The organism is Kitasatospora sp. NPDC057500 (assembly GCF_042802195.1).
GTDB lineage: Bacteria > Actinomycetota > Actinomycetes > Streptomycetales > Streptomycetaceae > Kitasatospora.
In genome coordinates this window covers 16,225-29,391 of the sequence record NZ_JBHVER010000095.1, presented here as the reverse complement: position 1 = coordinate 29,391, position 13,167 = coordinate 16,225, and the positions used below count along the sequence as shown (strand labels likewise).

Annotated in this window: 9 protein-coding genes; 4 read left to right on the top strand and 5 right to left on the bottom strand. The window is 74.4% G+C overall.

Translation table 11 applies throughout. The features are described from left to right. Positions 1–2,768: DNRLRE domain-containing protein (locus ACFU74_RS20875; RefSeq protein ID WP_380758801.1), on the bottom strand; the 2,768-nt coding region annotated here is incomplete at its 3' end. On the opposite strand from ACFU74_RS20875, the gene ACFU74_RS20870 reads away from it, so the two are divergent. Continuing rightward, complete coding sequence (locus ACFU74_RS20870; RefSeq protein ID WP_380758799.1) at positions 2,718–3,152, top strand: substrate-binding domain-containing protein; 435 nt, start codon at positions 2,718–2,720, stop codon at positions 3,150–3,152. The two genes, ACFU74_RS20875 and ACFU74_RS20870, sit on opposite strands and share 51 nt — an antisense overlap. Positions 3,153–3,885: 733 nt before the next feature. Here the strand turns inward: ACFU74_RS20870 and ACFU74_RS20865 are convergent. Further along, positions 3,886–4,095, bottom strand: a complete 210-nt coding sequence (locus tag ACFU74_RS20865) for a hypothetical protein (protein WP_380758791.1) — start codon at positions 4,093–4,095, stop codon at positions 3,886–3,888. A 159-nt stretch (positions 4,096–4,254) separates the two neighbouring features. Next, positions 4,255–5,232, bottom strand: coding sequence for a hypothetical protein (locus ACFU74_RS20860; RefSeq protein WP_380758789.1), 978 nt, complete (start codon positions 5,230–5,232; stop codon positions 4,255–4,257). 268 nt (positions 5,233–5,500) lie between these two features. On the opposite strand from ACFU74_RS20860, the gene ACFU74_RS20855 reads away from it, so the two are divergent. Next, positions 5,501–6,745 (top strand): styrene monooxygenase/indole monooxygenase family protein, encoded by a 1,245-nt coding sequence (locus ACFU74_RS20855; protein WP_380758796.1) that lies wholly within the window; start codon positions 5,501–5,503, stop codon positions 6,743–6,745. A 15-nt stretch (positions 6,746–6,760) separates the two neighbouring features. Here ACFU74_RS20855 and ACFU74_RS20850 read toward each other — a convergent pair whose 3' ends face one another. Beyond that, positions 6,761–9,583, bottom strand: a complete 2,823-nt coding sequence (locus ACFU74_RS20850; protein WP_380758787.1) for a hypothetical protein — start codon at positions 9,581–9,583, stop codon at positions 6,761–6,763. A gap of 216 nt (positions 9,584–9,799) precedes the next feature. Between ACFU74_RS20850 and ACFU74_RS20845 the strand changes: the two genes are divergently transcribed. Both ACFU74_RS20845 and paaI read left to right on the top strand, forming a co-directional pair. Beyond that, on the top strand, positions 9,800–11,251 hold the full coding sequence (locus tag ACFU74_RS20845; protein WP_380758785.1) for a WGR domain-containing protein: 1,452 nt from the start codon (positions 9,800–9,802) through the stop codon (positions 11,249–11,251). A gap of 203 nt (positions 11,252–11,454) precedes the next feature. Next, entirely contained in the window at positions 11,455–11,850 is a 396-nt protein-coding gene (gene paaI / locus ACFU74_RS20840; RefSeq protein ID WP_380758794.1) for a hydroxyphenylacetyl-CoA thioesterase PaaI, read from the top strand. A gap of 43 nt (positions 11,851–11,893) precedes the next feature. Here paaI and ACFU74_RS20835 read toward each other — a convergent pair whose 3' ends face one another. Beyond that, positions 11,894–13,147 carry a phenylacetate--CoA ligase family protein gene (locus tag ACFU74_RS20835; protein WP_380758783.1) on the bottom strand — a complete coding sequence of 418 codons (1,254 nt, stop codon included), beginning with the start codon at positions 13,145–13,147 and terminating at the stop codon, positions 11,894–11,896. Between the last annotated feature and the right edge of the window lie 20 nt (positions 13,148–13,167).

The window sequence follows — 13,167 nt, the reverse complement described above, 5'->3', positions numbered from 1 at the left end:
TCGGAACCCGTGCCCGCGTCGGGGCCGCCGGCCCACTGCGGACCGAACGGCGCGACGATCTCCTTCAGCGACAGGTCGTCGAAGAAGACCTCCTTCCCCGCGGCGGCGAAGCCGTTGACGAGGCGGAACCACACCTGGTCGGCGTCCTTCGGGACGACCATGTCGACGGTCAGCTGCTGCCAGCCGTCCGTGAACGACGCCTTCAGCGACGGCACGTTGGTGTAGCCGGTGGGCGTGTGGTGGACGCCGACCATGCGCAGGCCGATGTCGGCGAGGTCGGGGTTGAGGCCGGTCGCGCCGGGGACGTAGATCCAGCCGGTGAGGCGGTAGGTCTTCCCGGGCTGCATGCCCTGGCCGAGTGTGTACTCGGTGCCGATCACCGCGAAGGAGTTCTGGTTGCCGTAGCTCTTGACCAGCAGGGAGTCGGTGGAGCTGTCGTGGCCGCGGGCGGTCGAGCGGCTGATGTCGGCGGGGCCGGCGGTGAAGCCGGCCGTGTCGGTGCCGACCTGGCGCTGGTTGGCGGTCAGGCGCTCGCCCTGCGGCTGCCAGCCGCGCCCGAGGTCGCGCGAGGAGGCGGTACGCGCCACCGACATGCCGAACTCGTTGGCGTCGGTGACGTCGGTGGAGTAGTCGCCGGTCAGCAGGTTGACCGCACCGGGGCCGACCTCGCTGGAGGCCGCGCCGTCGGCGTTGCGGTCCACCGTGATCGTGTTCCACACGGTGGCGTAGCCGGCGCCGGAGCCGTCCTCGGGGAACAGCTTGGCGCGGACCTGGACGACGCCGCCGACGTTGCCGAGCGTGTCGACGACCGTCCAGTTGGCGTGCTGGCCGAGGTCCGCGAGGCGCGGCTTGTCCTCGGTGACCGGGGTGTTGTCGGCCTTGGTCAGGTTCGCCCGGGGCACCGTGTACTCGGTGGCGCCGGGGCCGCGGCGGTACTCGTAGACCACGCGCTTGAACTGCGCCTGGGCGTCGACGGACAGCTTGACGCGCTTGGCCGACTGGGCGCCGTTGACCGGCGATGCCAGTCCGGCCTGCCCGACGTGGAAGGTGTAGACCGTGGGCGGGGACAGGTTGCCCGCACGGTCCTTGGCCTGCACGCTGAGCACGCGCCGGCCCTCGGTGGTCGGGGTGATCGACGTGGTCAGCGCCGCCGTGGCGTTGACGGTGACCGGGGTGCCGCCGTCCAGCGTGTAGACGTAGCCGACCAGGTCGCCGGTCCCGGACGGGGGCGTGAAGGTGAACGCACCGGCCTGGTTGGCGGCGCCGTGCCACAGCGCGTCCGACGGGTAGTCGGCGGAGGTGACGAACGGCGCGCCCGGCTTGACCGTGTCGGCGACCAGTGGCGTCTCGGTCCAGTTGGAGCGGGCATGGGCATCCTCGAACATCGCCCAGATCGAGTACTGCACGCCCTCGTCGAGCCTGGCGATTCCGAAGTCCGACGCACGGACCGTCGCGATCGCGCCGTTCGGCGTGGGCTTCACGATGCTACCGAGGGGGGCTTGGCCGAGGCGCCGCAGCTCGAAGTAGACCTTGACCTGCTCACCGTCCGCGTCTACCGCCTGCACCTGGAAACGCGGGTTGGCGTCCGAGGTGAACTTCGGAGTGCCCGGCTGTGACGGCAGCACCTCGACCGTGGCCGGGGTCGCCGGGACGGTGTTGTCGGTGATCGAGATGTACGGCGGGGCGCCGCCCTCGGCGGAACTGAACCGCTTCCAGGAGAGGCTGCTGCTCTCGTCGGCGGCCCTCAGAGCGATGCCGTACTCGTGGTAGCGGTGGTCCGCGAATCGCTGGATCAGTTTCGTGATGTCGGCCTGTGCCCACACCGAGCCGTCGGGGCGTGTGCAGTGGTGGGTGTCACCGCCGTCCTCGTCGAACGTGTCGTTCGACGTCGCCCACTTCTGGCCCCACGCCGGCTGGTTGTTCCAGGTCGTCCACCAGCCCGCGCCCTGCGCGTCCCAGACCTCCCACTGCTTCGAGATGCACGAGGAGGAGTGGTAGTTGTACAGGTTGAGCGTCGCGCCCAGGATCTGCTTGCCGCTGAAGTCCGCGCTCGGAATCGTCAGGAACGACCGCGCGACGACCGAGCCGTTGTAGCTCCCCAGCTTGAGGTCGCCCGACGACGAGACGTCGCCGCCTTCATCCGTCTGCACATAGGTGTCGTAGGTGGACACGACGTCGACCGGCGGGTCGATGGTGACCGGGTACTGGGTCCGCGCGTCGGCCAGGAACGCCGCGTCCGGCGTGAACACCAGCTCGGTGTCCGCGCCCTGGCCGCGTACCTGCATGGCCACGGGCGCACGGTTCAGGTGCTCCTGCGAGGCCGGGTCGACCGCCGCGTCCCACATGACCGGCGCCGGGATCTTGACAGCCGGCTTGCCGGTGGCCTTGTCCAGCAGGTGGACCGAACCGTCCGGCTTTGCGGAGACGTCGAGGCCGGTGGTGTCGAGCGGGATCGTGACCGTGCCGGCCTGCGAGACGGCGGAACGGTCCTTCACGACCAGGGACTGCTCGAAGCCGGTCCTGGTCGCCTGGAGGACGAGGTCGACGCCGGGGCGGGCGTCGACGTAGGTCGCCTTGTTGCCCTCCAGCCTCGGCGCGGGAAGACTGCCGACCCATCCGAACGAGACCTGCTGGTCACCGGAGCCGATCGAGACCAACGGGCGTTCGGCGAGCGCCGGCCCGGTCGGGGCGGCCAAGGGGCTCGACAGGGCCGACGGCTGATCGGCCGACGGGGCGGCGGGAGCCGCCTCGGCCGCGACGGCTTCCACCGGGAGGCCGCCCGCCTCGGCCTCACCCTGGTCCCGCCGCCCGCCGACGGCGACCTGCGCACCCTCCTGCGCGGCCCCGACCGGCCCACCGCCGTGGCCGCCGACAACGACCTCACCGCCCTCGACATCTACGAGGCCGCCCGCACCGAGGGCCTGCGGGTCGGCCACGACCTCGCCGTCACCGGCTTCCACGACACCCCCCTCGCCCGCCACCTGCGCCCACCCCTCACCTCCCTGCGCCTGCCCCTCCGCCCCATCGCCACCGCCCTCGTCACCCGCCTCCTCACCCAACTCCGCGGCGACCCCGCCCCCACCGAGGGCACCGAACTCCCCGCCGACCTGATCGTCCGCCCCAGCTCCTCCCACCACCCACCGTCCCCCTGACGCGCCCCCCGACCCCCGCCGCCGGTCCGGCGGGGCGACGGCGCGGTTCCGGCTCCGGGAGCGCCGGCAGGGGCGAGCGTCGATCGCCGGTGGCACGGTGCAGCATGCGGCTCGGCCACTCGTCCCTCCCCGATTCCACCGGGATCCCGTTGACCCGAGGAACATCCCGCCGTCGTCTCCGTGAACGGCGACGGCACATGGTGCGCACATCTCGATCAGCAGCCGGGGCGCCCCGGGGAACCGGACGGCCACTGCTGGGGAGCCACTGAAGGCAGGACCCGATGGGCCTCGACGCCGACCACCGGCCGGTCCCCATCGCCGCTCGGCTTCCGCGAGCCGGCCGCCGCAGCGGCCGGGGAGGCGCAGCAGGCCCGGGACGCCGCGGCGCCCGTCGACCGCGACGGGGCCGACCAGTTCACCCGGCTCGCTGAGGCCGCCGCCTACGTGCGGTCGATCGGCGAGGCGCAGGAGGCGCAGCACGCGCCGACCGGCCGTGGACGTCACCCTCGCCCGCGTGGTGCGCGGGAACCGCCGCAGTGGTACCACCCGAACGCGGCGCGCGGGCGGAACCGTGAGGCCGTCGCAGCCTGGGCCGGGCGGACCTGTGACGGCCGGCGGGGCGAGGAGAAGGAGACGGTGGTGGGCTGGAGCGGTGGTTGGCGGAGCAGGAAGGGCCCGAGGACCCGGGGCCGTGGCGGGTGCGCGCCCCGGTGCCGGGGCCCTCTCGTGTGCGCTACTGGTCTGCGGACCACGGATCGGTCTTCCAGATGATCCTGAAGACCGTCTGGGGCGAGTAGGACCTGAAGCCCCCGCCGCCGCTGATGTCCGGCTTGACGTGAACCCAGCCATCCGGGCCGATGAGGGCCAAGCCTGTGTCTGCGGCGTGGCCGCCCTCGGTGGCGGGGAGCTCGATTCTGGCTTCGGTCCATGTGGTCTGTGTCATGCATCGACTGTTCCCGGCCCCGGAGCGGGTTCGCCACTCGGCGTGCGCCGGGTGGCGGGCAGCACCCCTCGAAGGTGCAGCCCGACCGGAGCAGGAGGGCCTCGGGCAACCGTCGTCCTCGGTATGAGCACCGACTGGTCGTCCGGCCCGGCCGAGACCTCAAGGCCTCGTTCCGGCGGGTGGCAGCGTGGTGACGGCCGATCGGTCGAGTTCGATCGGCAGCTGGTGGGCCAGCACCGAAGCGAGCTGCTCGGCGGCCTCGCGGGTGAAGGAGCCGCTGATGACCGCCTCGCCCCCGGTGATGGCCTCTCTCACGTAGGGGTGGGACATGACCTCCCCGTCCACCACGATCGCGAACTCGTTGCCGGGGCCGGGCAGGTCGGCGAGCCGGCCGGTGCTGTCGGCGAAGTCCTTGGCGCCCGCGGCGTTGAAGGACAGCCGTACCTGCCAGCTGCCGGCTTCCTGCGCGGCGAAAGACGCTTCCGCGCCGACGATGTCGGCACTGTTCACGGAGGCGGGACCCAGCGCGAACTTGTACCAGACGCCGTGTTCCGCTGCGGAGCCGAAGGCGAGTGCGGGCGCGGACGCGGCGACCCGGAGGTCCGGGAGGTTCCGGTCCTGGGCGCAGTCGAGGGCGGCGAACCGGGCGGCCAGTTCGGGCGGGGCAGTGCCCTGGGGGAGCGCGTCCGTCGGGTCGGAGGGAGCCGCCTCGACCGTGGCGCCGGACGGGCTGCCCGGGGGGACGGTCGGAGTGGGCGCCGTCGGGCACGGTGCCAGCGCGAGGACGGGGCGCATGAGCAGCTGCCCGGGCTTGGCGATGGCGGTGAGCTTCTCGCCCGCGTCGCCGGGTGCGGTCACGGTGATGGCGGTGCCCTGGATCGTGGTCCTGACGTCGGTCAGGCCCAGGGCGGCAGCTCTCGCGCGGAGTTGGGAGGCGCTCTGTTCCAGGTTCTCCTTGGTGGCGGTGGTCCCCGCGGTGAGCGTGATGGCGGTCCGTGTGGTGGCGGTGGCGGTGGTCTCTGCGGTGCCCTGACCGGAGGAGCACGCGGTGACGGCCGCCAGGAGGAGCAGGACAGCCGCCGGGTGGGTGGGTCCGCGCAGGACGGTCCCCGGCCTGCGCCCGAATGAGGGATGCATGGCTGCCAGTGTTTCCACGCTCTCTCCGGCGGGGGACCACTTGACCCAACTGTGACAGGCTTCTTCGGCGGAGGTCGCCCGCCCACGGGTGGCGGCGCGCCGGGTGGGTCGGATGGTGCGGGCGGGGCGGGGCGGGCCGGGGCGGGACGATCGGTTGGGTGTCCCTGGATGCAGCGGGGGGTGCGAGGTGTTGCGGGGCGGCTGACGCGCCGGGGGTGTCTGGACATGGTGGGGGCGTTCGACGGAAGCTGCTCGCCCGGTGACCGACATGGAGGTGTGTGCTGTGCGGCGGATCGCGGTGGTGGGCGCGGGGCAGGCGGGGTTGCAGGTGGGGTTGGGGTTGCTGGGGGCGGGTGGGTACGAGGTGACGGTGGTGGCGGCGCGGACGCCGGATCAGGTGCGGGGCGGGCGGGTGATGTCGACGCAGGCGATGTTCGGGCCGGCGTTGCGGGTGGAGCGGGCGGCGGGGCTGGACCTGTGGGAGGGGGAGGCACCCGGGGTGCGGTCGGTGGACGCGGTGCTGGTGCCCGAACCCGGGGTGCGGGCACTGGAGTTCACGATGACGCTGGACGAGCCGGCGCAGTCGGTGGACCAGCGGGTGAAGACGGCGCGCTGGCTGGAGCTGCTGGAGGAGCGCGGCGGGCGGGTGGAGTACCGGGAACTGGACCTCGCCGGACTGCGGGAGCTGGCGGCGGCGAACGATCTGACGGTGGTCGCGGCGGGGCGGGGCGAGCTGGCCGGGATCTTCGAACGGGACGCCGCCCGTTCGCCGTTCGACGCTCCGCAGCGGCGGCTGGCGGCGCTGTACGCGCACGGGGTGGGCGCGCCCGATCCGGCGGCCGGGCCGCGGGCGCGGATGCACGCGGTGCCCGGGGTGGGGGAGTTGTACCTCCAGCCGGCGCTGACGCTGTCGGGACCGTGCGACATCCTGCTCTGGGAGGCGCTTCCGGGGAGCCCGTTCGACTGCTTCGCGGATCGGCCCGACGGCGGCGAACAGCTGATCAGGATGCGGGAGTTGATGGCGAGGTACCTGCCCTGGGAGGCGGAGCTGTGGGCCGCGGCCGAGCCCACCGACGCCGGGGGCTCGCTGTACGGGGCGCTGACACCGGTGGTGCGCCGTCCGGTGGCCGAACTCGGCGGCGGAATCTCGGTGTTGGGGCTCGGGGACACGCTGGTGGTGAACGATCCGATCACCGGCCAGGGTGCGAACAGCGCCGCGCGGGCGGCGGAGGCGTATCTGCGGGCGATCGTCGATCGCGGGGACCGGCCGTTCACCGCGGCGTGGATGAACGGCGTGTTCGAGGACCACTGGGAGCGGCACGCCCGCCACGGCGTGGCGTTGACGGCGGCGCTGCTGACGATGCCGGGCCACCTCCAGGCGGTGTTCGCGGCCGCCGGCGAGCACGAGGCGGTGGCCCGGCGGCTCGCCAACACCTATGCCGAGCCCTCCGACTACGCCGCCTGGCTGGCCGCACCCGAGCTGGTCGACGCCTACCTCGGCACGTTGGGCTGAGCCGCCCGGCCGCTGTCAGGTCGCGTCGCCGATCCGGAGGTCGGCGGCGATCCGGCGGCGGCCGGTCAGCAGGGCCTCGGCGAGCACACCGGCCGTGACCAGGGCGGTGAGGGCGAGGGCCGGGGGCAGGACGGCGGCGGGGTGCAGCGGCAGGCCCGGCGGGACGGGGGTGCCGAGCAGGGCGGACAGGTCCAGGGCCGGGCCGAGCAGGGCGACGGCGGCGAGCGAGGCGAGGACGCCGCCGACCGCCGCGAGCAGGGTCTGCGGGAGGGTCTCGACCAGGATGAGCGCCAGGCCCTGGCGCGGGCGCAGGCCCATGGTGCGCAGCCGGGCGAGCGCGGCGGCGCGGTCGGGGGCGGCGCGCAGCAGCGTGAGCAGGGCCGCGAGCAGGGCGAACGCGCCCGCGCCGGCGGTGGTGGCCCGGAACACCCGGGTGGCGGCGCTTTGCAGCGGGTCCCCGGCGAGCGCGGCGGTGCGGGCGGCGGCGGTGTCCACCAGGTGGCCGTCCGGGATGTCCTCCGGCCGCGGGCCGACGGCCGGGACGCCGGTCAGCCGGGCGGTGTCGGCGAGCAGCGGGTGCACCGGCAGGCCGTGCAGCAGCCGTCGGACGGCCGCCTCGTCGAGGTCGCCGACGGCGAACCAGTGGCCGTGGTCGGCCAGTTCGGGGACCCGGGCGGCGGCCGGGCCGGCCGGCAGGACGATGAACGGGTGGGTGGAGTCGCGCAGCGCGGGGGTGGCGTCGACGGTGCCCGCGTACTGGGCGCGCAGTTCGCCGGTGCTGGTGAGGTAGATCCGCTCGGACCCGGCGTGGCCGCCGAGCTGCTCGACGAGGCCGCGGGAGTAGAGGGCGGGGACCGGGACGTCGCGACCGGCCGGCCAGACCGGGCCGACGGGGGCGGCGAGCAGGGCCGGGTCGAAGGCGCCGCGGTCGAGGGTGCGGGAGATCTCGGCGTAGGCGGGCGGGTCGACGACCAACAGGCTGATGGTGAGGTGGCGTTGGCCGGGGCGCAGCACCGCGGCGTCGGTCAGCACGGTGACGGCGGTGGCGGCCCGGACGCCGGGAAGCCGGCCGGCGGCCTCGGTGAAGGACGCGGGCAGGCCGTAGCCCCTGGGGGCGCTCACCATGACGTCGCCGCCGGTGGCGAGCCCGGACTCGCGGGTGCGGCCGGAGTCGGCGGCGTCGAGCACGTTGGCGCCGAACCCGGCGGTGGTGACGGCGAGCAGCAGTGCGAGGGGCGGGAGGAGGGACGGGCGCGCCGCGCCGGCGAGGCCGAGGAAGCCGACCGCGCCGCGCCGTCGGCCGACCGTCCGTGCGAGGGCGCCGAGCAGGAGCGGCTGGAGCCGGGCCAGCAGCAGGCCGGTGGTGAGGGCGATCAGCAGCGGCGCGGCGACGAGCAGCGGGTCGATGCCGGCGCCGGGCGGGGCGGCGCCGCGCCGGCGGACCTCGGCCACGGCGGCGGCGGTGACGGCGAGGACGGAGAGTTCGCCGACCACCCGGCGTGCGCCACCTCTCCGGCCACCCTTCCGGCTGCCCCTGCGGGCGCGGGTGCGCGGGCCGAGCAGCAGCAGCGCGCGGGCCGGGAAGGCGAGCAGTGCGAAGCCGGTGGCCGCCGTTCCGGCGAGCAGCGCGGCGCCCCAGCGCGGGGCGGGCAGCAGCAGGAGGGCGAGCAGCAGGCCGGACGCGGCCCCGGGCAGCACGACCACCGCGCCCTCGCCGAGCAGCCGCCGCAGCACGCCCCGGCGGGAGCCGCCGCGGGCCTGGAGCAGCAGGAGTTCGGGGCCGCGCCGGTCGGCGGCCAGCGCGGCGGCCAGGCACAGGACGACCGCGACGACGCCGGCGAGCCCGGCCGGGCCCAGCGCCGCCAGCGGGGCGGCGGCGTCCCGGCGGGCGGTGGCCAGGGTGAACAGCTCGGGCAGGGAGGAGAAGGTGCGCAGGTCGGGACGGCCGGTCTCGTCGGCCAGCCGGGCGGCGGTGGGGCCGGTCAGGTAGCTCGCCAGCTCGCGTTCGGCCGATGCCAGCCGGTCGGCGCGCAGTGAGGCGGGGTCGACGGGCAGCCGCCAGGAGAGCTGGCCGCCGCCCGACCAGGTGAGCAGACGGGGCAGGTCGTCGCCGCTGGTCAGACCGGTGGCCTCCCACCAGCGCTTCCACTCGAAGGTGTCCGGGATCCTGAGGCAGGGCCGGGTGAGGCAGGTGAGGTCCGTCCAGTACGGGTCGGCCTCGTCGTGGGGGCGGAAGGTGCCGACCACCTCGGTCCCCGCGGTCGGGGGCAGCCGGGACCCGGGGTCGGTGTCCTCGGCCAGCACGTCGCCGATCCGGAGGTTGAGCTTCTCGGCGGTGGCCTGCGACACCACGATCTGCAGCGGCCGGTCGGCGGGGACGGGGGCGGGCCAGCGGCCGTCGACGAGGGCGGCGTGCTCGGAGAGCCGGGCGAGGTGGCGCAGGGCCAGGGTGGGCGGCACGTCGTCGGGCCGGGACAGCTGCGGGCCGGTCAGGATCCGCGGCCGGCTGCCGCGCACGCCGTAGACCGGTCCGCCCGCCGAGACGCGGAACTCCCCGCCGGTGCGGGCCAGCAGCCGCTCGGCCACGGCGTCCAGGGCGGCGGAGTCGTCGTCCGGGCGGAGGGTGGCGTTGGTGACCAGGCTGGTCGCGCCGATGCCGCGGTCGTGCAGGAAGTCGCGCAGCGCGGCGTCCGCGCCCCGGTCGACGCCCCGGGGCAGGCCGGTCGAGAGCAGCACGACCGCGAACACCAGCACGGCGTTCAGCAGCGCGGTCCAGGGCGCGGCCCGCAGCCGGGTGCGCACCCACCGTGCGGGCCGGTGCACCGGTTCCCGTGTCATCCGCCGGCTCCCCCGGTCCCCGGTGCCTGGCGACCGGATAGCGGACGATGCTCGCAGAGCGGGTGCGCGGAGCGGAAGGTCCGTTCGGGCAGACCCGGGCCGGGGGATCCGCTGTCGGTGCGGGCGGTTAGGTTCTGGGGTGTCGCCGGGCACCGCGCCCTGCGTCCCACCCAGTGCCGTACCCATGCCACGCCGTGCCCGGAAGGGGCCCACGCCATGTCAGCCACCGCCACCGACGAGCAGTCGACCTACCTGGAGCTGTCCGAGGACAGCGGCAGCGCGCACAAGTTCTACGAGGTCCGGGTCAGCGGGGCGGACGTCACCATCACCTACGGGCGGATCGGCGAGAGCGGCCAGACCAAGACCACCGCCTACCCCACGCCGGAGAAGGCCGCTTCGGCCGCCGCCAAGAAGATCGGCGAGAAGGTCCGCAAGGGCTACGCCCCGGCGGTGCGCGGGGTGCGCGAGCGCCGGGCGGTGACCCGCCGGGCGATCGTCAGCAGCCGCTCGACGGCCCGCCAGGCGCCGGTGCTGTGGCGGTTCCGCTCCGGCGCGGCGGCGTTCGGCATCTTCGTCGGCGAGGAGCACGCCTGGGTCGGCAACGAGCGCGGCGACGTCTACACCCTCACCCACGAGGGCGAGGTGACCGGCCGCTACGGCCTGCCGGACGGCGTGAAGTGCATCGTCGCCGACGACTGGTGGATCTACGCCGGCTGCGACGACGGCAAGGTCTACGACCTCGGCGGCAAGGTGCCGCGGGTGGCGTACGAGATAGCCGAGGACGTCGACATCTACTGGCTGGACATCCACGACGGCGTGCTCGGCGTGGCCGACGCGCGCGGCGGGATCACCACCGTCGACCACGAGGACGAGTTCCAGTGGCGCCGCTCCGCCGAGGGCAACCAGGGCTGGATGGTGCGCTGCGACGACGACGGCGTCTACCACGGCCACTCGCGCGGGGTGGCCCGCTACGCGTCGCGCGGCGGCGCGCCCGTCTGGCACACCGCCACCGACGGCGCGGTGCTGTTCGGCTGGCAGGAGCGGGACGAGGTGTTCGCCGGCACCTCGCGCGGCTCGGTGCACCGGCTGCGCAAGGCGGACGGCTCCGAGGCGGCCCGCTACCGCTGCGACGCCGCGGTGTTCTCCTGCGCGGCCTCGCCCGACGGCCGCTACGTCTTCGCGGGCGACAACCACTCCTCGGTGTACTGCTTCGCGGCCGACGGCACCCGGCTGTGGAAGCTCGGCACCGGCGCCGGCTCGGCGTACAGCATGCAGTACCGCGACGGCCGGCTCTACCTGGTGACCACGGACGGCTCGCTGGTCTGCCTGGACGCGAGCGAGGAGGCGGTGCGCGCGGCCGAGGAGGGCCGGCTGCCGAAGGCCGCCGAGGTCGACGGCAGCGGCTGGACGGCGTCGGTGGCCGGCGCGGCGATCGAGTCGGTCTCGGTCGGTTCGGCGGGCGCGGCGGGCGGCATCGAGGTGGAGTGCGTGCAGGACGGCGCCCGGCTGCGGGTGCGGGTGGTCTCGCCGGGCTACGACCCGATGCGCCGGGTGCAGTTCCCGAAGGACATCCGGGTGCCGGGCGCGCGGTACCTGGTGGCGGAGGTGCTGGAGTCCGGCAGCGGCTCGTTCTACCGCGCCCGGGGGGACATCAAGCGGCTGCTCTGAGTTCTCCGGACGGACCTTCCGTCCCCGCCGGAAGACCGTTGACAGCCCGTCGCGGCCCTCGGTGTAATGCGGGTGCGATACGCACGCACGGCACACCGACCGTTTCGGGCTGTTCCCGGGGAAAGCAGGGCGTCATGAGCGTGGACACCGCGGCCGGCACGGATTCCGGCGCACCGGCGGCAGGCACCGTGCCGCATTCCCGGATGGCCGGGCTCTACAAGCGCGACCGGGCCTGCCAGGGGCTCGGCATCACGCTCGACGCGGTTTCCACCGGGCACGCGGTGATGCGGATGACGGTGGGCCCGGCCATGGTGAACGGGCACGGCATCGCCCACGGCGGCTTCCTGTTCCTGCTCGCCGACGCGGCGTTCTCCTACGCCTGCAACAGCTACGGTCCGGTGACGGTCGCCCAGGCCGCGCAGGTGACGTTCCTGGCGCCGGCGGCGGTGGGGGACGAACTCACCGCGGAAGCGGTCGAACGCACACGCTCCGGTCGTACCGGCGTTTACGACGTGACGGTGCGGAATACGGCCGGAAAGGTGATCGCGGAATTCCGGGGCCAGAGCGTGATGCTCGCCGGAACGCCGCACACGGCCTGAGCCCGGGCGCCGGGCGGGGACACCCCGCCCGGCGCCTCGCGCGTCAGGCCGGCGGGCGCTCGTCGATGACCTGCTGGAGCTTGCCGGTGCGCGGGTTGGTGAGCAGCTCCGAGCGCGGCACCCACTCCACCACCAGCTCGTGGATCACCCCGGCCGCGACGTCGTCCGGGTAGAGCGGGCGCGCCTTGTACACCGCCTCGACCAGCCGCCCGGTCAGGCCGGCCGGCGGCAGCTCGGTGTACCCGAGGCGCAGGATCAGCCCGTCCTTGCCGTCCCAGCGCCGCTGCACCATCTGCATGCCGGAGATGATCTGCTCCGGGTCGTGGGCGAGCAGGACGGCGCGGATCTCCTCCGTGGGCATCGCCACCGTGCCGACCCGGGCGCCCTCGGTGGACCGGCCGACCAGGCGGAACCGCCCGCGTTCCACGTCGACCCACTCGGCGCGGTCGCCGGTCGGGTAGCGCAGGATCGGCATGAGGGTGCGGAACAGGTTGGTGACCACGACCCGGCCGGGCACCCCCGCCTCGGTGACCGGCTCGCCGGTGGTGTCGTCGACGAGCTCCACCACGGTCCGGTGGGGGAACGCCTCGTGCACCCGGACGTCGTCACCGGGCACCGGCGCGCCGACCAGGCCGGCGTCCACCGAGGCGTAGCCGATCGAGGCGACGGCCGCGTTGGGGAACGCCCGGGAGAGGATCGGGCGCAGGTCGGCGAAGAGCAGGTCCCCGCCGAACAGCAGCAGTTCGATGCGCTCGGCGACCTTCCCGTGCTTGACCAGGTACTCGGCGACGGAGCTGAGCTTCATCGGCTCGCCGGCCAGCACGTCCACGCCGAAGTCGTGGATCAGCCCGGCCACGTACGCGTCGGGAGCTGCGCCGACCGGCAGCCGGACGTTGTCGACCGGCGCGTGGTGCAGGGCGTTCTCGATGTAGAGGAAGCCGCCGTACAGCTCGCCGGCCCAGAACAGGTTGGCGACCCGGTGGCCGGGCCTGAGGCCGGCCTGGACCAGGCCTGCGCCGAACGCGGTGACCGAGTCGGCGTGCTCGGTGCGCGACCAGGGGGAGAACTTGGGGACGCCGGTGGTGCCGCCGGTCTTGTAGACGCCGGCGTCCAGCAGCGGGCCGGTGAGCAGCCGGTTGTCCGGCCAGGAGTTGGCGGCCCAGAAGGCGGTCTGCTCGATCACCGGCAGCTGGGTGAGGTGTTCGACGCGCGGCGGCAGGTCCCGGTACAGCTCGGCGTAGAACGGCGAGTTGCGGCGCGCGAAGTCGACCAGTTCGGGAAGGGGTTTGGCGGGCATGGCAAGCCTCCTGACTGTCA